The 18,169-nt window shown below is 57.8% G+C and carries 20 protein-coding genes; 3 read left to right on the plus strand and 17 right to left on the minus strand.

Features of this window, described 5'->3' with window-relative positions:
• Positions 1–35: 35 nt before the first annotated feature.
• Positions 36–980 carry a polysaccharide deacetylase family protein gene (locus GT019_RS01880; protein ID WP_161740609.1) on the plus strand — a complete coding sequence of 315 codons (945 nt, stop codon included), beginning with the start codon at positions 36–38 and terminating at the stop codon, positions 978–980.
• Here the strand turns inward: GT019_RS01880 and GT019_RS01885 are convergent.
• The 3 genes from GT019_RS01885 to GT019_RS01895 are packed head-to-tail and all read right to left on the minus strand — an operon-like array spanning position 934 to position 2,681.
• Positions 934–1,794: a metallophosphoesterase gene (locus tag GT019_RS01885; RefSeq protein ID WP_161740611.1), complete on the minus strand. Its 861-nt coding sequence runs from the start codon at positions 1,792–1,794 to the stop codon at positions 934–936. The genes GT019_RS01880 and GT019_RS01885 overlap by 47 nt on opposite strands.
• Positions 1,795–1,839: 45 nt before the next feature.
• Positions 1,840–2,091 carry a hypothetical protein gene (locus GT019_RS01890; protein ID WP_161740613.1) on the minus strand — a complete coding sequence of 84 codons (252 nt, stop codon included), beginning with the start codon at positions 2,089–2,091 and terminating at the stop codon, positions 1,840–1,842.
• Complete coding sequence (locus GT019_RS01895) at positions 2,088–2,681, minus strand: CPBP family intramembrane glutamic endopeptidase (protein WP_161740615.1); 594 nt, start codon at positions 2,679–2,681, stop codon at positions 2,088–2,090. The genes GT019_RS01890 and GT019_RS01895 overlap by 4 nt, the downstream gene beginning before the upstream one ends.
• 173 nt (positions 2,682–2,854) lie before the next feature.
• Between GT019_RS01895 and GT019_RS01900 the strand changes: the two genes are divergently transcribed.
• Positions 2,855–3,727, plus strand: a complete 873-nt coding sequence (locus GT019_RS01900; protein WP_235946596.1) for a hypothetical protein — start codon at positions 2,855–2,857, stop codon at positions 3,725–3,727.
• 11 nt (positions 3,728–3,738) lie between these two features.
• Here GT019_RS01900 and GT019_RS01905 read toward each other — a convergent pair whose 3' ends face one another.
• Positions 3,739–4,065 carry a rhodanese-like domain-containing protein gene (locus tag GT019_RS01905; RefSeq protein ID WP_161740619.1) on the minus strand — a complete coding sequence of 109 codons (327 nt, stop codon included), beginning with the start codon at positions 4,063–4,065 and terminating at the stop codon, positions 3,739–3,741.
• Between the two features lie 268 nt (positions 4,066–4,333).
• Here GT019_RS01905 and serA point away from each other — a divergent pair, with 268 nt between their 5' ends.
• Positions 4,334–5,926, plus strand: coding sequence for a phosphoglycerate dehydrogenase (serA, locus tag GT019_RS01910; RefSeq protein WP_161740621.1), 1,593 nt, complete (start codon positions 4,334–4,336; stop codon positions 5,924–5,926).
• Positions 5,927–6,168: 242 nt separating this feature from the next.
• Here the strand turns inward: serA and GT019_RS01915 are convergent, their stop codons facing one another.
• The 13 genes from GT019_RS01915 to GT019_RS01975 form a co-directional block, all read right to left on the minus strand.
• A complete protein-coding gene (locus tag GT019_RS01915; RefSeq protein ID WP_161740623.1) occupies positions 6,169–7,590 on the minus strand; it encodes a HAMP domain-containing sensor histidine kinase in 1,422 nt (473 codons plus the stop codon).
• Entirely contained in the window at positions 7,591–8,307 is a 717-nt protein-coding gene (locus GT019_RS01920) for a response regulator transcription factor (protein WP_161740625.1), read from the minus strand.
• 96 nt (positions 8,308–8,403) lie between these two features.
• On the minus strand, positions 8,404–9,663 hold the full coding sequence (gene ccsA, locus GT019_RS01925) for a cytochrome c biogenesis protein CcsA (RefSeq protein ID WP_161740628.1): 1,260 nt from the start codon (positions 9,661–9,663) through the stop codon (positions 8,404–8,406).
• On the minus strand, positions 9,660–11,324 hold the full coding sequence (gene resB / locus GT019_RS01930; RefSeq protein WP_161740630.1) for a cytochrome c biogenesis protein ResB: 1,665 nt from the start codon (positions 11,322–11,324) through the stop codon (positions 9,660–9,662). The genes ccsA and resB overlap by 4 nt, the downstream gene beginning before the upstream one ends.
• Positions 11,325–11,343: 19 nt before the next feature.
• The gene (locus tag GT019_RS01935; protein ID WP_161740632.1) at positions 11,344–11,871 is read right to left on the minus strand and encodes a redoxin domain-containing protein; all 528 of its coding nucleotides are present in this window, start codon (positions 11,869–11,871) and stop codon (positions 11,344–11,346) included.
• A 95-nt stretch (positions 11,872–11,966) separates the two neighbouring features.
• Positions 11,967–12,707: a pseudouridine synthase gene (locus tag GT019_RS01940; protein ID WP_161740633.1), complete on the minus strand. Its 741-nt coding sequence runs from the start codon at positions 12,705–12,707 to the stop codon at positions 11,967–11,969.
• Between the two features lie 151 nt (positions 12,708–12,858).
• Positions 12,859–13,377 carry a spore maturation protein gene (locus GT019_RS01945; RefSeq protein WP_201755216.1) on the minus strand — a complete coding sequence of 173 codons (519 nt, stop codon included), beginning with the start codon at positions 13,375–13,377 and terminating at the stop codon, positions 12,859–12,861.
• 10 nt (positions 13,378–13,387) lie between these two features.
• On the minus strand, positions 13,388–14,092 hold the full coding sequence (locus tag GT019_RS01950; RefSeq protein WP_161740637.1) for a nucleoside recognition domain-containing protein: 705 nt from the start codon (positions 14,090–14,092) through the stop codon (positions 13,388–13,390).
• Between the two features lie 46 nt (positions 14,093–14,138).
• Complete coding sequence (locus tag GT019_RS01955; RefSeq protein WP_161740638.1) at positions 14,139–15,284, minus strand: D-alanyl-D-alanine carboxypeptidase family protein; 1,146 nt, start codon at positions 15,282–15,284, stop codon at positions 14,139–14,141.
• Between the two features lie 142 nt (positions 15,285–15,426).
• Positions 15,427–15,885 (minus strand): GerW family sporulation protein, encoded by a 459-nt coding sequence (gene ytfJ, locus GT019_RS01960; protein ID WP_161740640.1) that lies wholly within the window; start codon positions 15,883–15,885, stop codon positions 15,427–15,429.
• 81 nt (positions 15,886–15,966) lie between these two features.
• Entirely contained in the window at positions 15,967–16,728 is a 762-nt protein-coding gene (locus GT019_RS01965; RefSeq protein WP_161740642.1) for a DUF2953 domain-containing protein, read from the minus strand.
• A gap of 19 nt (positions 16,729–16,747) precedes the next feature.
• Positions 16,748–17,419 (minus strand): SMC-Scp complex subunit ScpB, encoded by a 672-nt coding sequence (scpB, locus tag GT019_RS01970; RefSeq protein ID WP_161740644.1) that lies wholly within the window; start codon positions 17,417–17,419, stop codon positions 16,748–16,750.
• A complete protein-coding gene (locus GT019_RS01975; RefSeq protein WP_161740646.1) occupies positions 17,385–18,164 on the minus strand; it encodes a segregation and condensation protein A in 780 nt (259 codons plus the stop codon). Before GT019_RS01975 ends, scpB begins: the two co-directional genes overlap by 35 nt.
• Positions 18,165–18,169 lie beyond the last annotated feature (5 nt).

Raw genomic sequence — 18,169 nt, forward strand, 5'->3', positions numbered from 1 at the left:
CGCGCGGATGCCGCGATTACTGGAGGTGGATTGACATGAAGCAACTTCAAGCCTATCTGACGACATTCACGATCATCGCGATCTTGACGATCGCGTCCGGATGCGCATCCGGCGGAAACTCCGCGTCATCGGATTCGGCCGATCCGGATCAAAAGGCTGATCAGACGCAATCCCCGGCAAACCCGAATATGCCCAATCCTCCTCGAACGAACGAATCGACCGTACTTAAGCAGGATGAGGAAGCCGCCGCCCCGGGAAACGGGAACGAAGACGACAAGCAAACGAACCCGCCCGCCGCCCCCGTTCAAGCCGCGCCGAAGAAATTGTACCGCATGAACAGCGTCTACAGTTTCGTTCCTATTAATAAGGAAGCGACGACCGGCAAGGTCGTGCTGCTGACGTTCGACGACGGCCCGAAAGCGGATAAAACGCTCGGCTCTCTGCTCGATACGCTCGACAAGCACCATGCGAAGGCGATCTTCTTCGTCAACGGCTACCGCGTGAAGACCCATCCGGAGCTGCTCGAAAAAATAGCCGACCGCGGCCAAACGATCGGCAATCATTCCTGGGACCACATCGATCTAAAGAAGGAAAAGGAAGCGACCGTGAAGAAGCAAATCGGGGATGTCCAAGCTATCGTCAAAAAGATCACCGGCAAGTACCCGCGTTTTTTCCGGCCGCCGTTCGGATCGGGCAACGACGCCGTGAAGAAGCTCGTGCGCAACGACGGCATGCTGTACATGACCTGGTCCAATGGTTCGCTGGACTGGGATAGCAGCACGAAGAACAAGCCGGATAAAGTCATCGCCAACGTCCTGGACCAGCTTCATCCGGGCGTAAACATCCTTATGCACGAGCTGCCTTGGACGACGGAGGCGCTGGATTCGCTGCTGACGAAGCTCGAAGCGAAAGGTTACGGCTTCATCGATCCATCTACGATCGAGCTTGGTTTGGATTCGCCGCAGAAGTCCGCAAAATAATGCGGTGCAGCTGCGGTTCCGTCATCAAGCGGATCGGGAGCCTCGATGTTCCGAAGCCGCAGCTGACGAACATTCTTGTCTTCGGAACGCCTATTCCTTGGACCGGCAAATCAAACCAGCCCCGCCAATAACCGGAGTCGTCGCTCCCCCGCCACAACGGTCCCGCAAGCGGCAGCGCGACTTGCCCGCCATGCGTATGGCCGGACAAGATGAGGTCGACGCATTCATCGCCCTTCAGCCGCTTCGCGATGATGGGGTCATGCGCCATCAGAATCGTGAACAGCTTGCCGCGCCCGTCTTCCATATCGGCAAGCGCGAGTTCCGGATCTTCATGATCGGTACGCGGGTCGTCCACGCCCGCGAGCCGGATTCGGCTCCCGTCTTTCTTCTCCAGGATGACGGACTCGTTCATGAGCAGCCGCACCTTCTCTTCGGCCAGCAGCACCTCGTACGAACGCATCTCTTCGTCGTAATCGTGATTCCCATGGACCATGTAGATCGGCGCGATCCGCGACAGGCGCCTGATGTTCTCGCGGATGCGCGCGGCCGGAACCGACTTTTCGCGCAAATCCCCGCCGATCAATACCAAGTCGGCGCCGCCGGAAGCCATGAAGGCATCGATCAGCTCGATCGGGATGATCCGTCTATGTATGTCGCTGATAAACATCAGCGCCGTTCCGTCGAACGCTTGCGGCAGCCTATCGAACGCCGCGACCTGTTGATCGAGCCGATACTGATAGGAAAGCCGCACCATATAGGCCAGCGCGACAATACCCAATGCGGCAATGACGACTAAGATCCAAATGAATGCCATTTATTCCGTTCGCACCTCCCGGTTCGTCGGGTAATTTGCCATGTCTTAATCGAACTGTCTCCCCCACCACAGCATGCCTGCCAGAAGCAGAAGAAACAAAACGATCAGCAGCCGGTAAAACCAACGCGTCAGCTGCTGTTTGCTTGAAGGATGGGACTGCCTTCTCGGCGGCAGCGGCAGTTTCTCCTGCCCGTTCGTTTCCAAGCCCCATTCCGCTTCCAACGCCGCCGCGGTTTCATCCATGAAATCCTCGGACGGCGCCCCTTTCCTTTTGCCGAATTTTTGAATTCTGCTCATGCTTCCCTCCGAAAACGAATGACCAACCCCATAACCAAATCAATGACGAAATGCGCGATAATTGGCGCGAGCAAGGTACCGGTCTTGATGTAAATCCAGCCGAGCGCGTAGCTGATCGCGAACACGAGTCCGGTCGGAATCCAATGCCTTAAATATCGGACATGAATGGTCGCGAATACGATGCTCGTCCAGTAAGGACCGATATGGTATTGTACGGCTCCGCGGAACAACGTTTCTTCGCAGACGGCCACGACGAGCGACAAAACCGCAATGTGCCAGACCGGGCGATGCCGAAAAATCCGATCGTTGACGCCTCCGTCGTCGCTGGCTTCGTCGGGCACGAAGCGTGCCGCCAGCATGTCGAGGGCGATTACCGCGGCGGCCAGTCCGATTCCCCAATAAACAAAATGCCAATCGATCCCGGGTTCGAACAAACGAAATGGATTCCGACGCTGAAATAATAGCCAGACGAAGCCGATAATGAAGGTAATCGCCTGCGTGGCGTACAAATTGATCAGCAGCATCCGGTCATCGATTTGGTCGATGTCCATCGTTTTCAGCCTGATTTTGCGGATGTCGAATTTTTTCATGTCCTGCTCCTGTCCTGCTCCTGCCATGGTAGGTTTATATTTCCTTTTTATAGGTTTTACCCTATACTAGGAGGACAATCGGGAAAAATTTGTCGAAAAATAGTACGAAGGGGATTAACATGGAGAAACGACTAACACGTACCGAAATGCTCTTTAGTCTTGGATTCCTTTTCATGCTCGTTTTCGCTGTCGGCGCGTTTTTCTATGGCGTCAAAATTGGTTCCGAGAAGACCGAAGCGAAGCTGGTGGAAAACGCCAAACACCTCAGCGGCAGCGGCAAAGGCAGTCCTAGCGCCTACCAGCAGCAAGATCTCGTATCCTTCTATCATACCGTATTTTTGCCTTACCGTGAATTTCAAAACGAATGGTTCGACACGATCCGCAAATTATCGTCCGGCCAGCTGAACGATGCCGGCTCGGCGTTGAAGGAACTGTCGGGTTCCGCGAACCAAACTTATAATGAAGCCGAACACGCGTCGGTCTCGGCGAGCTCGCCTCTCTTGGAATCCGCGCAGCTCCAACTGCTCAAGAGCCTGCGCATGCTGTCGGAAGCCTCGCAGCGAGCCGCCGGCTCCTCGAAAGAGATGGCCGAAGCCGATCTGATCAAGGCGCTCATGAAAGACGCCTATTACACCGACGGCGTAAAATACGCGCTCGGCGGCCAACAGGACTACTACGGGGCCATGCTGAAATGGAGCGCATCCGTAAATCCCGATATCCCCGGCGAATACGAAGCATCCGCCGGATTGAATATCGCGCAATGGAAGACGCTCCCGCTTACCGTCAAAAACAAGGTCGCCGCCGATCAGCTGAACGCGCGCAAATCGCTCGCTCCGTTCTATCCGCAGGATCTGACTTCCCGCGTCGACGAATTCATCCGTTCCGGCCAGGCCGGTTCCATGAAAATGCGCACCGTCGATTCCGTCATCGACCTGCTCGTGAAGACGGAAGCCGTCCGAGCCGGCGACTTCGGCACCAGCAAAGCCCAGCTTTATCCGAAGGAACTGCTCCCGCAGCTCCCCTTCTTCTTCCCCGAAAAGGAATAACCGGGCTACGATCAATCGTATTGGAATCCGTCATGCCGGGATACGGCAGCCATTCCGCCGACCACGTTGGCGAGGCTGCTGTATCCTTTTTCGTTCAGGTAGCGGCATGCCGCTTGGCTGCGCACGCCGTGCGCGCAGACGATGTACACCGGTTTATCCGCCGGAATCCGATCCCATGTTTCTTGGAAGGACGATAAAGGCATCAACGTGCTGCCTTCCAGATGATAATAGTTCCATTCTTCCTGTTCCCGAACATCTATGATTTGCTCCGGCTCAAGCTTGCCTTCCTGCACCAATCGCCAGAAAGCGTCCGGTTGTATTTGACTCCATGGCTCCATTGTTTTCGCCTCCCGTTTACGGTCGATCATAACGAAATTTTCACAATTGAGCAAGTTTTAAGCATTGCATTTATAGTTCATCTTGCTATAATAGGAGAAACATTAACGAAGCCCTAAATTGCTGGTTCCACAGGATTCAATCATAGCTCGATGTGTGATCGTGTGAACGGACTCTCGCCTTCGGCGCCGCGCTGTGCGGCGGGATGGACGAGGGTCTTTCACTTCTACTATACACCCCATCATACAAACGCTCAGGAGGCAATCCAACATGTTTAAAGTATTGGTCTCAGATCCAATCAGCGATTTAGGCATTCAGAAGCTCGCGGATGCGGAGGACGTCACGGTCGACAAGAAGCCGGGACTTAGCGAAGACGAGCTCGTGGCCATCATCGGCGAATACGATGCCCTGCTCGTGCGCAGCCAAACCCGCGTGACCGCCCGCATCATGGATGCCGGGAAATCGCTTAAAGTCGTCGGACGCGCAGGCGTCGGCGTCGACAACATTGATTTGGAAGCGGCTACGGGACGCGGCATTATCGTTATTAATGCGCCGGACGGCAATACCATCACGACCTGCGAGCATACCTTCGCCATGATGATGGCGGTCGCCCGCCATATCCCGCAAGCCTACCTGAAAACGGTCGGCGGCGAGTGGGACCGCAAATCGTTCCTCGGCGTCGAGCTCCGCGGCAAAATCTTGGGCGTGCTCGGCATGGGACGGATCGGAAGCGAAGTCGCCAAACGCGCCAAAGCATTCGGCATGGTCATCTGGGGCTACGACCCGTTCTTGACGGAAGAGCGCGCGGAGAAACTCGGCATCCGGTTGTCGAGCGTGGACGACATCGTGCGCAACGCGGACTTCATGACGGTTCATACGCCGCTTACGCCTGAAACTCGCCATATGATCTCCCGTCCTCAATTCGAGGTCATGAAGAAGGGCATGCGCATCGTCAACTGCGCCCGCGGCGGCATCATCGACGAGCTGGCTCTCGTGGAAGCTGCCGATCAAGGCATCGTCGCCGGCGCCGCGTTCGACGTCTTCGAGGTCGAGCCTCCGGAAGCGGATCACCCGTTCCTGAAGCATCCGAAAATCATCGTCACGCCGCATCTCGGCGCCTCCACCGTGGAAGCGCAGGAGAACGTCGCGATCGACGTTTCCGAGCAAGTACTGAACATTTTGCGCGACAAGCCGTTCTTGAACGCCGTGAACATGCCTCCGATCCCGGCCGACGTGCTGAACAAGCTGCAGCCGTACTTCAATCTCGGCGAGAAGCTCGGCAGCTTCGTCTCGCAGCTTACGGAAGGCGCCGTGGAAGAAATCACGGTCAGCTACGCCGGCGAGCTGGCCGAAGTCGATACGCAGCCGCTGACCCGTTATATCGTGCGCGGCGTGCTTTCCCACCATTTGGGCGCGGATCAAGTCAATGTCGTCAACTCGATGCACCTGGCGAAAGAACGCCATGTCAACATCGTCGTGAACAAGTCGCATACGGCACGCGACTTCACCAATTCGATTACGGTTCAGCTTCGCTCCAAGGTTGCTACGCGTCTCGTGACGGGCACCATGCTGACCGGATACGGCCCGCGGATCGTTCAGATCGATCGCTTCACGGTCGACGTCGCGCCGGAAGGCAACCTGATCCTAATCTCGCACAACGACAAACCCGGCATTATCGGAAGCGTCGGTACACTGCTAGGCAACAACGGCGTGAATATCGCGGCGATGCAGGTTGGCCGGGAATTGCAAGGCGGCGCGGCGATCATGGTGCTCTCCGTCGACAAAGGCGCCTCCAAAGACGTCGTCGCGAAGCTGGTCGAGCTGCCGGATCTCAACAAAGCCAAAGAAATCAACCTGTACTAGAATCGAGTCTTGCAGATCGGGCCAATACGATCGAAAAGCGCTGTCCTCCCGAGGAACAGCGCTTTTTTTATCCGATTTCGGCGTTTACGCAAAGAAAATGTTTCACGACCAACAAGATTAGTCTACTTCCTTCAACAAGAAGCGACTTTCACGCTGGTCGTAGTCCTAGTGGTCACGCGGAACGTATGGCATGCAAAAAGACGCTCCGCTCAGCGGAACGCCTCTTGCCCGTTCAGTCGCATTCATCGCGACGAATCGACGGGAAGCAGCAGCGTAAACGTCGTGCCGACGCCGACCGTGCTCTCCGCGCGAATCCGCCCTTGATGCGATTCGATGATGTTCTTGACGATGGCCAAGCCAAGGCCCGTGCCCCCGCTGGACGCGCCGCGCGTGCGCGCCTTGTCGGCCTTGTAGAAACGCTCGAAAATGAAGGGCAGGTCCTCGTTCGGAATCCCCTCGCCCTCGTCCCTGACCTTGATTTCAACGAAAAGTTTGCGTTCGACGACGGCTTGCCGCGCGCTCACGGCAATATGCGCTTCCTGGGGCGTATGCCGAATCGCATTGCTGAGCAGATTGGTCAGCACCTGCTCCAACCGGTCTTCGTCCGCTTCCGCGATCACGAGCGGCTCCGAGGGCAGCTCGATGTCCAGCTGAATGCTCTGCTCCTTTGCCAGCCCTTGGAATTTACGGTGCACGCGCTTCAGCAGCACGGTCAAATCCGTCGTCTCCAGCTTCATCTCCATATGGCCCGCTTCCATTCTGGCCAGATCCAGCAGATCTTTCACCAAGCGCCCCATCCGAAGCGATTCTTCGTAGATGACATGCGCGAGCTCCTTCCGTTCTTCCGGCGAAGCCGCGATGTCGTCCAGCAGCGCTTCGCTGTAGCCTTGCAGCATCGATAACGGCGTTCGGAGCTCGTGCGAGACGTTCGCGACGAAGTCGCGGCGCAGCTTCTCGAGCTTCGATTCTTCCGTGACGTTGCGCATGACGGCCACCGCTCCGCGAACCGTGTCGTTCGACTTGAGCGGCGCCATGACGACGGACCAGACGCCGCTCTGTACATGCACCTTGTCCGTCAAATCGCGCCCTTCCCGCAGCACTTTGCGGTAGAGATCGAATAACGGCTCCGGCACCTGCGAACGGATCCTCGACTCTTCCGTCCACTCCAGCTCGTTCCAACGATCGATCAGCTGCTGCCCGTGCGGATTCGCCAGGATGACCTGACCCGCGGCGTCGAAGGTGACGACGGCATCCGCCATGCTGCGGTGAACGCTCGCCAGATGCTCCTTCTCATGATTCAAGTCGCGGATCAGCGTGTCGAGCTCGGATGCCATATTATTGAACGTATTCGCCAGATCGCCGATCTCGTCCGTGGATCGGATCGGCACCCGTGTCCGGTATTCGCCCTGCGAAATGAGATCGGCCGCTTTCTTCATCTGGAGCAGCGGCTGCGTGATCTTCGTGGACAGGAAAAACGCGAAAAACGTGGAAAGGAGAAACCCGATAATCGCCGTATAGACGAAGAGTACTTTGACGGCATGCGAATTATTGAACGCGATATCGATGTACTGCAGCAGGAACATGCCCAGGATCAGCAGCACCGCCGCCACGAGTGCAATGATGGTTAGCCAAAGTTTGCCGACTACGCTGCGCCAGATCACCACTTATTTGGATACCTCTAGCTTGTAGCCTACGCCCCACACCGTCGTGATCATCATCGCCGCTTCCGGCGAAACCTTGTTCAGCTTCTCGCGCAGCCGCTTGACATGCGTATCTACCGTGCGCAGGTCGCCGAAAAATTCATAGTTCCATACGTCCTTAAGCAGCTCTTCGCGGGAAAACACTTTGTCGGGCGATATCGCGAGGTAGTGCAGCAGCTCGTATTCCTTCGGCGTCAGGCTGACTTCCTGTCCGCCGGCCATGACGCGGTGCGCGTCGTGCTCGATGATGAGATGCGGGAACACGATATTGTTGCTCGTCAGCGCTTCCTTCGTCAGGAAGGCCGTGGCGGACGAGCGGCGGAGAATCGCCTTGACGCGGTAGATGACTTCGCGCGGGCTGAACGGCTTCACGACATAGTCGTCCGCGCCGACCTCGAAGCCCTGCACGCGGTTCATCTCCTCGCCTTTGGCCGTAAGCATGATGACCGGTGTCGCCTTGACTTGGCGCAGGCGCGTGCACACCTCGATACCGTCCATGCCGGGCAGCATCACGTCGAGCAGGATCAGATCGAACTCGCCGACCGTCGCCATGCGCAGCGCGGATTCGCCGTCCTCCGCTTCCTCGATCACATAGCCTTCCTTCTCCAGGTACATTTTGAGCAGCCTGCGGATTCGTTCTTCATCGTCGACGACGAGAATGCGATGACGTTCTTCGGACATGCGGCATGTCTCCTCTCAATTGGATTGGACTTCCACTTCCCTAACCGTGCCGCAGGCGCGCGTCCCTAGAGACGCGCGCCTGTTTATGCGTGCAATTTAGACACCCGCGTACGAGTGCAAGCCGACGAGTACGAGATTGACCCCGATCAGCGTGAACATCACCACCACGAAACCGATGACCGCAAGCCAAGCGGACTTGGACCCGTGCCAACCGCGGGACAAGCGAAGGTGCAGGTAGGCCGTGTAGTACAGCCAGGTGATGAGCGCCCAGACTTCCTTCGGATCCCAGCCCCAGAAACGCGACCAGGCGATGTACGCCCAGATCATGGCGAAAATCAAGGCGCCGAGCATGAAGATTGGATATCCGATCGCGATGGCCCGATAGCTGATCTCGTCGATATCGTCTTCGTCGATGCCGTCCATCAGCGGATGGATCGCCGCGCCGATCCGTCTGCGCAGGACCAAGCGCAGCAGACCGTAAAGAATCGAGCCGTTGATGATCGACCACGTAATCGTGTTGAGCTTGCGCGCCGCATCGACGCCATGCATCCAGTGCGGCGTCTCGAACAGCGGCTTGTCGATGCCAAGGAACGAATCGATCGTCACCACTTGGCTGTTATACGGCTTGAAAATCGGCGGCAACGAGTATTCCACCGTATTGACCGTCGAATTCTCGACACCGCTGTCGTCGATCGTCACCGTCTCCTGCTTGAAGCTCGCTTCGTAGCCCGCGCCGCGGAACGCGAACACGGAGCCGATGAACGCGATGATGACAATGATAACATAGAGCGTGAATTCCACCCAACGCTGTTCGCGTCTGGACTTCTCGTCCTTCTTCGTGAAATCGACCGTTCGCAGCAAGTACATGAGCCCGGCGGCGAAACCGACCGCGAAGAACGCCTCTCCCGAAGCGGCGGTCGTAACGTGAATCTTCAGCCAGTAGGATTGCAAGGCCGGAATGAGCGGCTGCACTTCCTGCGGAAACACCGCCGCATACGCGACGATGATGACCACGAGCGGAAGCGTGAACAACCCGAGCAGCGGTTTGCGATAAATCGCGTCGACGATGATGAACGCCGCCATGATCGCCATCGCGAGGAACGACATGAACTCGTACATGTTGCTCGTCGGGATATGGCCGCCGCCCGCCCACCGGGTGAAGAAGAACGTCAGGTGCGCGATAAACCCGAGCAAAGCCACGAAGTAAGCGATCCGGCCCCAGCGTTTGGTATGCTCCTCGGGACTGCGTTTGCTCCATTTCTTGCCGAGCGCGGCTACTCCGTAAAATAGAAACCCGAAGCAGTAAAGAAAAAATGCGACGATAAACGCGTCGCTGCTGAAATCAAGCAAACTCACGATTTGTTCCTCCCGTTATCGAGCGACTTCGGCTCTACGACGATGCCTATTCCGCGCAGGGCGGACGCGACCTCGGCACGCATGCCGTAATTGTTCTTGTTCGTATGTGCGCCGAGCGTCACGCGGCCGTTATCGAGTCGCAGCCAGATCCGGCGGTGCTGCCAGTAGGAACCGAGCAGAAGGCCGAACATGGAAATGCCTGCTCCTACCCATATGTAAGGCATCGCGCGGTCGTAACGGATATTGAGCGAAGTCTCCACCGGGGCGAATTCGACGCCGTCCATCGAAGGCACCTTCAAATCGAAACGTTCGGCCAGCTTGCCGTTGATGACGTCCTGGCTGAAGCGCTCCTTGTCCGTTTGCTTCGGAAAGTACATGTAGGGCTCGCCCTTCTCGTCCAAGCCGGGTCCCTTCAAAACGAAGACGAACGCGGGCGCGTTCGGTTCGCGGGACTTGGTCGTCGGCTGGCCGTCCGAATTGAGCGCGAAATCCATGTACGATTGACGAAGCTCCAGCGTGTACGGGCCGAGCGCGTAATCGAGCTGCGGATTGCGCATGTCCAGCTTGAACGGTCCGTACGTTTTACCCGTTTGCTTATCGATCAGAACCGGATTGACCGCTTTCAATTTCGGCGTATCGTCGAATCCGAACTGATAGGCTTTGATGCCGTCATACGACAACGGGTCGTTCACGATGATGTCGTGACGCGTGACTTCCGTCAGCTTCGGCGTCTTCGAGGGATCATCGCAATCGGCGGAGCAGTCGTACAGGACGGCCTGCGTCTCGTACAGCTTCGCGCGGGCGGTGCCCTTCAATTCCGTCGGAAGCTCGGCATCGGCGTAATAATCGATCGTGAACTTCTCGTTCTTGATGTAATACTTCGTCTCCGGAACTTTCACCGTCTGCCCTTCCGGAACGGTCACGTAGTTGTCGATCGACCACCCGGGCAGCGTCCGGAGCAGGACGGCGAGCAGGAAGATGATGAGTCCGATATGGTTGACGTAAGGTCCCCAACGGCTGAACCGGTTCTTCTCCGCGAGCAGCGCGCCGTTCTCCATGTGCACCTTGTACCGCTTGCGCTTCAACTGCGCGGCCAACCGTTCCGTCCAAGCGGCCTCCGGTCCTTCGGCCGCACCGGTATACACCGTTCTCTGGCGGGTCAGGAATTGCTCGTGCTTGCGGATCTGCTGCTTGTTCAGCGCCCGGTACAGCGGGAGAACCCTGTCCAGGCTGCAGATGACGAGGGACGTGCCGATCATGACGAGCAGGCCGATGAACCACCAGGATTCATACGTGTTGGAAAAACCCAGCTTATAATACCATTTGCCGATCCATCCGTACTTGCCCTCGTAATACGTGGACGGATCGAACGAGATAAAAGCGTTTTCCTGCGTGAAAATCGTACCGATCATCGCCGCGATCAGCGTGATCACGATCAAGCGCACCGCGACCTTCACCGAAGAGAAGAAGTTCCAGACCCGGTCGATCGGGGACGGATTGCTCTTCTGCGAGCGACGCGCGATGCCGTCGTAGCGCATCTCCAGCGGGGCGTCGCTGCTCTCCTCCTCCGGATCGAGCGGGTAGCCGCAGCTTTCGCACAAGACGGTACCGGTTGGATTCTGGTGGCCGCACGTGCATTTCGTATTTTCAAAAGCTGACAATGCAAATAACCTCCTCCGACTAGGACGCCAGCAGTTTCGTGATGCGCTCGTCCATGTCTTGTTTCCCCATCGCTCCGATAAAGACGTCCATTATCGTCCCGTCTGGCTTCACGAAGAAGGTGGTGGGATACGACTTAAGCCCATATGCGCGTTCGACTTGCCGATTGTTGTCCTGCAGCATCGTGTAACTGACGCCGTACTGCTTAATAAAATTGCTAATCGCCAAATTATCCTCGCTCAGGTTAATTCCGACGATCTCAAACGGCTTGTCCCCGTGCTTCTTGTACTGTTCTTCCAAATCCGGCGTTTCCGTCACGCAGCCCGGGCAGAACGTGCCCCAGAAATTGATGACGAGCGCTTTCCCCTTATAGTCCTCGAGCCGGTGCGTCTTGCCGTCCATGTCGAGAAGCGCGAAAGACGGCGGCGTCTGGCCTTTGCCGGGCAGCCCGCCGCCGCTCGCAAACAGCGAGTGGCCGATGGCATATCCGCCCAGTATGAGAACGCCGAGGAAGATCAGCACTTGAATGAGTCTGCGGTTTGATTTCATGCTGGTTCACCGCCTGTTCGTGAGCTGCAAAGCTGCTGTTTTGCGTATTTCCATTATAACGAAAATCGGACGGCAATAGAGATTGCCGCCGCTCGTTATTTTTGAATTTTATGTGTCTTGACGGCCGCCGCGCGAAGCTCTTGAATCTCTTTCGGCGTCAAATGGCGGAACTTGCCGCGGGCCAGCCCGTGAAGGCCCAGCTCGCCGAAGCGAATTCTCCGGAGCAGAATAACGGGATGATTGATGGCGTCGAACATGCGTCGAACCTGTCGGTTGCGGCCCTCGTAAATCGTGATCGTGATGGTGGCTTGATTCTTCTCCGTGTCGACGTCGTGATACTCCACTTCGGCGGGAGCCGTCATGCCGTCCTCGAGCAAAATGCCCTGCTGCAGCCGTTCCAGCGCCGAGCCGTGCGGGACGCCTTTCACGGTTGCCCAATAGGTCTTCGGCACGTGATGGCTGGGATGCGTGAGCAGATTGGCGAACTCCCCGTCGTTCGTGAGGAGCAGCAGTCCTTCGGTATCATAATCCAACCGGCCGACGGGGTATACCCGTTCTTTGATGCCGGGCAAGTAGTCGGAAACGATCTTGCGCCCTTGCGGGTCGCTCGCGCTCGTAATGACGCCCTTCGGTTTATGCAACATCAAGTAAAGCTTGCTTTCGCTTCGGATTCTGCGGCCGTTCACGGTAATGACGTCCACGGCGGGATCGGCCTTGACGCCCAAGGTCGTCACGGTCTCTTCGTTGACCTGGACCTTCCCGGACAGAATAAGCTCCTCGCATTTGCGGCGCGATGCAACGCCGGCCTGCGCTAAAATCTTTTGTAAACGTTCCAATGTTTTCACCTCACCCCCCATCATACCCTAAATCGACATGCGAAAGAAAGTCCGGTATCGGGCGGGCCGTTCCGTCGAATGCGCAAAAAGCCCTATTGCGCGCAGGTACCGGCAAGGCACCGCGCCCGATAGGGCTTCGGGAATATGTAAGCTACGCGCCGAAAACGAATAAACAAATGATGATTGCCGCGAAAAACCCGACCAGGTCGGAAAAGAGGCCAACCTTCAGCGCGTACTTGCTCTTGCGGATCCCGACCGCGCCGAAGTACACCGTGAGCACGTACAGCGTCGTATCCGTGCTGCCTTGAATGGTGGAGGAGATACGGCCGATCAACGAATCCGGACCGTACGTCTTGATCAGCTCCGTCGTGAACGCGAGCGAACCGGCGCCCGTGAGCGGCCGGAGCAGCCCTAACGGCAGCACCTCGCTCGGGATGCCGAGTCCGTCGAACAACGGGCGGATGAGGCTCGCCAGCATGTCCATCGCCCCGGAGGCCCGGAACATGCTGATGGCCACCATCATGCCGACGAGATGCGGAATGATGTTGATCGCCGTGCCGAACCCGTCCTTCGCGCCGTCGATGAACGTCTCGTAAACGGGGATGCGCTTGAAAGCGGCATAGAGCGGGATGAACACGATCATGAGCGGAATGAGCCAAGCGGATATCATCGTTACCCACTCATACAATGGCCTCACCCTTTCCCTGGTCGAAGCCGGCGGACGCCGCACCCGGCGGCGCGCCGGGCAGCTCGCGGTCATGCTCTGCGCCTATCGGCCCGTCGCGGCCGATATCTCTCGGCGGCTTGCGGTTATACCGGTGCCGGTACCAGCGATCCGCCGCGATGGCGGCCGCGGTCGCCACCAGCGTCGCCGCCAGCGTCGTGCCGACGATCTCGGCCGGGTTCACCGAGCCGTACGTCATCCGGATCGCGATCAACGTCGTCGGCACGAGCGTAATGCTGGACGTATTGAGCGCGAGGAGCGTGCACATCGCCGCCGAGGCCGTTTCCTTATGCGGGTTCAGCTTCTGCAGCTCCTGCATCGCCTTGATGCCCATCGGCGTCGCCGCGTTTCCGAGTCCCAATATGTTCGCGCTCATGTTGCTCATGATGTAGCCGAGCGCGGGATGTCCCTTGGGAACATCGGGGAACAGGAACCGCACGGCGGGCTGCAGGAGAACGGCGATTTTGCGGAGCAGTCCCGCATCCTCGCCGATGCGCATCAAGCCAAGCCAGAACACCATGACGCTGATCAAACCGAAGCTGACGGTCACGCCGCTTTTGGCCCCTTCGAACGCGGCTTCCGTGAGCGCGTCCATGCGGCCGTTCAAAATGGCGGCAACGAAGCTGACCGCGATGAAAAACAGCCAAATGAAATTCACCATCCCGCCGCCTCCTTCCTTCAAGATGCAAGCTGCCGCCCTCCATGGCTTATCGGAACGAACCTCGCGGACTCATTCCGGCCGCGACCGCCGCGCGTTCGCCCGTCGTCCACGCCGGTTTGTCCGGCAGGCCCATCCGCGAGCCATTCGGGTCGTAGACAGGCGTCGAACCGATTCGTTCGTCGCCGAGGAACCAGTCCAGCGTCCCGCGTTCGCCGAGCAGGTACGCGGCGGAACGCGCGTCCACCAAGGTCAGCTTGTTGCGGAGCTGCGCCTTTTCGCCTTCGGCGAACGGATAACGAAGCGTACGTCCGACCGCCAGCGGATACCCGCTGACCGGCTGTCCTTTATGCGTGACCTCGCTGAGCGGATAATGATTGAAGCCATAGCTCAGCAGCCGCTGATGATCGTTCCAGTCGTCGCTGTCGTTCAGCGTAACGGCGACAAGCTGCTGGCCTCCGCGGGTGGCCGAGCTCACCAGGCAGCGCAGCGATTTCTTGGTGTAGCCGGTTTTCACCCCGTCCGCGCCTTCGTACATCGTCAGCATTTTGTTTTTATTTTTCCATAGGTAATTCCAATTGTCGTTGGGGTTCGGAGCCGACTTGCTCTTGGTCTTGACGATCTCCTTGAACACCGGATTCTTGAGCGCGTACGCCGTCAGCTTTGCCAAATCGTTCGCGGACGCGTAATGCCCTTCGGCATCCAACCCGCTCGGATTCATGAACTGCGAATTCGCGAGTCCCAGCATTTCGGCCTTGTCGTTCATGAGATGGACGAAGCCTTCCTCGGAGCCGCCGACATGCTCGGCGATCGCGGTTGCCGCGTCGTTGCCCGATCTCAGCATGAGCCCGTAGAGCATATTATGCAGGCTCATCTTCTCCCCGCGCCGCAAATAAATCGACGATCCTTCTTTCCCGGCCGCGCGGACGCTCGTCTCGACCATATCCGACAGCTTCCCGTGCTCGATGGCGACGATGGCCGTCATGATCTTCGTCAAGCTTGCGATCAGCATCGGCTTGTCCCCGTTATGGCTGTACAAAATCCGGCCGGACTCCACGTCGATCAGCGCGGCGCCCCTGGCACCCGTCCTCATGGTTTCCGGCGCCGCGTCCGCCGTTCCGGGCAACCCCGGAAGCAGCATCAGCGCGGCGATGGCAATAGCGATCAGTCTGTTCGTGATGCAGGCGAGCCTCATAGATGTCCTGTCCTCCTTGATGTCGGTACTCGTCTTGTACAAGTATATGAAGCGGTTCGGGATATATCCCAACCCGTCCTAAAAAAAAGAACCGCCCCCGGAGTGGACGGTCTGTCGGTGAAGCCGAAGCCCACCGTCGGCGCTAACGTACGTCCATGCTGTCGATGAGCACGGAATCGATCTCGGCGCCCGCGACAGCGTGGTCTTTTTTGAACATGTTTTGAATCTTGTCGAACACCTGCGGCGCGGAGTCGATCACGCGCTCCATCAGATGCGTTTGATTGTCCAGCGGCACGATTCGCACGCCGTGGGTGCCTACGACGAGAAACGCGATCGGCGTAATGGAGACGCCGCCGCCGCTGCCGCCGCCGAAGGGCATCTGGACATCGGCGTTATGCATGTCGGCGCCGGTCTTGCCGTGTTCGCCCATGCGGATATCGCTGCCGCCGGCCACGAAACCGAAGCCGACTTTGGAGATCGGCATGATGACGCTGCCGTCCGGCGTTTGCACCGGATCGCCGACGATGGTGTTGACGTCTACCATTTCCTTGATGTTTTCCATGGCGGTTTGCATTAAGCCTTGAATCGGATGGTCTGTCATCAAATAAAGTCCTCCTCGGATCAAAATCAGAAGCTGCTCTTGCCGTTTCTAGCGTTCCCCCGCCCACAGCGCATTATGTAATCATCCGCGCAGCAATATGCGCTGCCAGCCGACAACGCCGCGCTCCATTCCTTTGGCCGCGTGCTTCAGCTTGACCGAAATCCGGAAACCGGCGTAAATGGCATACGCGAAATTGATCTTGGCGGTGAATTTGCCTTCCGTCGAGAAATGCGGCGCCTGATAAACCGGCTGCACCGCCATGGAGGGATCCGTCTCCAGCCGGATCAGCTGGGACAGCACGCCGACCGCCGTCGTTTTCACGGACCAAGCCATTCCCGTCAGCATGGCCGTCCACATCGCGTCGCCCGTGCCGATCGCGCTCGTCCATTTCCATTCCGTGACGCGGATATGGCCGAGCGTCCGTTGGACCCAGCCGAGCAGATCGTCCGCATGCCGCAGCAGCGCATGCGACCATTCGATCGATTGCAGGATGCTTTTCGCGTTCACGTTCGACTTGTTGACCTTCGACTCGCTTCCGCCGATGTTCTCTGCCGTGAGCTCCCGTTTCAGTTCCATGCCGATGCCCTTCATTTTCATCTCGGGCAGTTTCCATTGATAGTTCACGATGCCGAGAAGCGCCCGGATGCGCAGCTCGGCATCGTCATTGTCGCCGACCCGCTTGATATGGCCGCGAATGACGACCGGAGAACACGCAATGACGAGCAGCAGCAAAAAAAAGAGACCTGCCGCGATCATCCATCCGAACGGGTAGCCGAGCATGGCGTTTTTCCCCCATTTCCCTACTTTGGTCGGATATAGTATGACCTTGCGGACAAATCTCATACGGCATTGCTCGTGCAAGTTAATTCTCGGACACCGTTTCCGGCTCCGGCGCGACGTGCAGCTCTTCGCCAAGCTCGGTGTCGAGGTCGGCAAGCGACATATCCTCGATCGTCATTTGGCGTCCTTCCAGCCGTTCGAAGAGCAGCTGGGTCTGGTCTTCCAAATCCTCGTTCGTCATCGCCGAAGGCTCCGGAAGCGCATCGAGCCCGGACAGGCCGAAGTAATCGAGAAACGATTTGGTCGTTCCGTACAGAATGGGACGCCCGATCTGTTCGGCGCGGCCGACTTCCTCGATCAGGTCCTTGCTGACCAGCGATTGCAGCGCCCGGTCGCACTTGACGCCGCGGATCTCCTCGATCTCCACGCGTGTGATCGGCTGCCGGTATGCCACGATCGACAACGTTTCCAGCGCCGCCTGCGACAGGCTGGAACGGGTCGGCGAGTAGGCCATCCGTTCGAAATACGCCGCGTGGTCCGGATTCGTCGTCAACCGGTAGGCTCCCGCGATCAGCGACATCTGGATGCCGCGCTTCTTGCTTTTCAAGTCCTTCATCAAATCTTTGGCCAGATCCGCCGCCACCGCCGCGTCCAGCTGGAGAATGTCCGACAGCTGTTTTGCCGTCAGCCCTTCGTCCCCCGCCATGAAAAGCAGTCCCTCAATAATCGACTTCAACTTCGAATAATCCGCCATCAGCCGTTTCTCCCCTCCAATGCACCACGATATCATCAAATAGGCTGTGCTGGAAACAGCGAATATGCTTCATCTTCATAAGTTCAAGCAGCGCCAGGAACGTCACGACGATCTCATGCCGGCTCATATCGTCCCGGATCAGCTTCGAGAAACGGACGGTTTCGAACTCCCGCAGCACGTCCACGATGTCGCGGATGCGGTCCTTCACGGAGATCTCGTCCCGGTGAATGGTCGCGATCACGTTGCGCCGCGTCGCTCTCCGGAGCGCCTTCTGGAAAGCCGCGATGAGGTCGCCGACCCCGAGTCCCTTGACGGGATTGTCCGGCACGACCTTCATGTACGGCGTCATATCCTCCGGTTCCTTCGAGAACACGAGGCTGCGCTCGAATTCCTGCTCCCGCAGCTGCTCCGCGATTTGCTTGTACTTGCGGTATTCCACGAGCTTCGCGATCAGCTCGTCCCGCGGGTCAAGGCCGTCATCCGGCCATTCCTCGTAATCGTCCTCGATTACCGGCGGTTTCGGGAGCAATTGCTTGCTCTTCATCGACAGCAGCGTTGCCGCCATGACGAGAAATTCGCTCGTGACGTCCAGCTCCAGCTCCTGCATCGCATTCAAGTAGTCCATGTATTGGTCCGTAATCTCGCTGACGGAAATTTCATGGATGTCGATTTCGGCCTTGTCGATGAGATGAAGCAGCAGATCGAGCGGTCCTTCGAACGATTCCAGTTTATAGGTCACCGCCATGGTGC

This window comes from Paenibacillus glycinis, assembly GCF_009909185.1.
Classification (GTDB): Bacteria; Bacillota; Bacilli; order Paenibacillales; family Paenibacillaceae; genus Paenibacillus_Z; species Paenibacillus_Z glycinis.

What these genes read in the sequence shown, in the direction of transcription:
- GT019_RS01965 (WP_161740642.1), bottom strand. Translation starts at nt 16,728, where the DNA reads ATGAGATTTGTCCGCAAGGTCATACTATATCCGACCAAAGTAGGGAAA.
- GT019_RS01950 (WP_161740637.1), bottom strand. Translation starts at nt 14,092, where the DNA reads ATGGTGAATTTCATTTGGCTGTTTTTCATCGCGGTCAGCTTCGTTGCC.
- GT019_RS01890 (WP_161740613.1), bottom strand. Translation starts at nt 2,091, where the DNA reads ATGAGCAGAATTCAAAAATTCGGCAAAAGGAAAGGGGCGCCGTCCGAG.
- serA (WP_161740621.1), top strand. Translation starts at nt 4,334, where the DNA reads ATGTTTAAAGTATTGGTCTCAGATCCAATCAGCGATTTAGGCATTCAG.
- GT019_RS01895 (WP_161740615.1), bottom strand. Translation starts at nt 2,681, where the DNA reads ATGAAAAAATTCGACATCCGCAAAATCAGGCTGAAAACGATGGACATC.
- GT019_RS01975 (WP_161740646.1), bottom strand. Translation starts at nt 18,164, where the DNA reads ATGGCGGTGACCTATAAACTGGAATCGTTCGAAGGACCGCTCGATCTG.
- GT019_RS01920 (WP_161740625.1), bottom strand. Translation starts at nt 8,307, where the DNA reads ATGTCCGAAGAACGTCATCGCATTCTCGTCGTCGACGATGAAGAACGA.
- GT019_RS01935 (WP_161740632.1), bottom strand. Translation starts at nt 11,871, where the DNA reads ATGAAATCAAACCGCAGACTCATTCAAGTGCTGATCTTCCTCGGCGTT.
- scpB (WP_161740644.1), bottom strand. Translation starts at nt 17,419, where the DNA reads ATGGCGGATTATTCGAAGTTGAAGTCGATTATTGAGGGACTGCTTTTC.
- ytfJ (WP_161740640.1), bottom strand. Translation starts at nt 15,885, where the DNA reads ATGACAGACCATCCGATTCAAGGCTTAATGCAAACCGCCATGGAAAAC.
- GT019_RS01905 (WP_161740619.1), bottom strand. Translation starts at nt 4,065, where the DNA reads ATGGAGCCATGGAGTCAAATACAACCGGACGCTTTCTGGCGATTGGTG.
- GT019_RS01885 (WP_161740611.1), bottom strand. Translation starts at nt 1,794, where the DNA reads ATGGCATTCATTTGGATCTTAGTCGTCATTGCCGCATTGGGTATTGTC.
- GT019_RS01945 (WP_201755216.1), bottom strand. Translation starts at nt 13,377, where the DNA reads ATGATATCCGCTTGGCTCATTCCGCTCATGATCGTGTTCATCCCGCTC.
- GT019_RS01900 (WP_235946596.1), top strand. Translation starts at nt 2,855, where the DNA reads ATGCTCGTTTTCGCTGTCGGCGCGTTTTTCTATGGCGTCAAAATTGGT.
- GT019_RS01955 (WP_161740638.1), bottom strand. Translation starts at nt 15,284, where the DNA reads ATGAGGCTCGCCTGCATCACGAACAGACTGATCGCTATTGCCATCGCC.
- GT019_RS01880 (WP_161740609.1), top strand. Translation starts at nt 36, where the DNA reads ATGAAGCAACTTCAAGCCTATCTGACGACATTCACGATCATCGCGATC.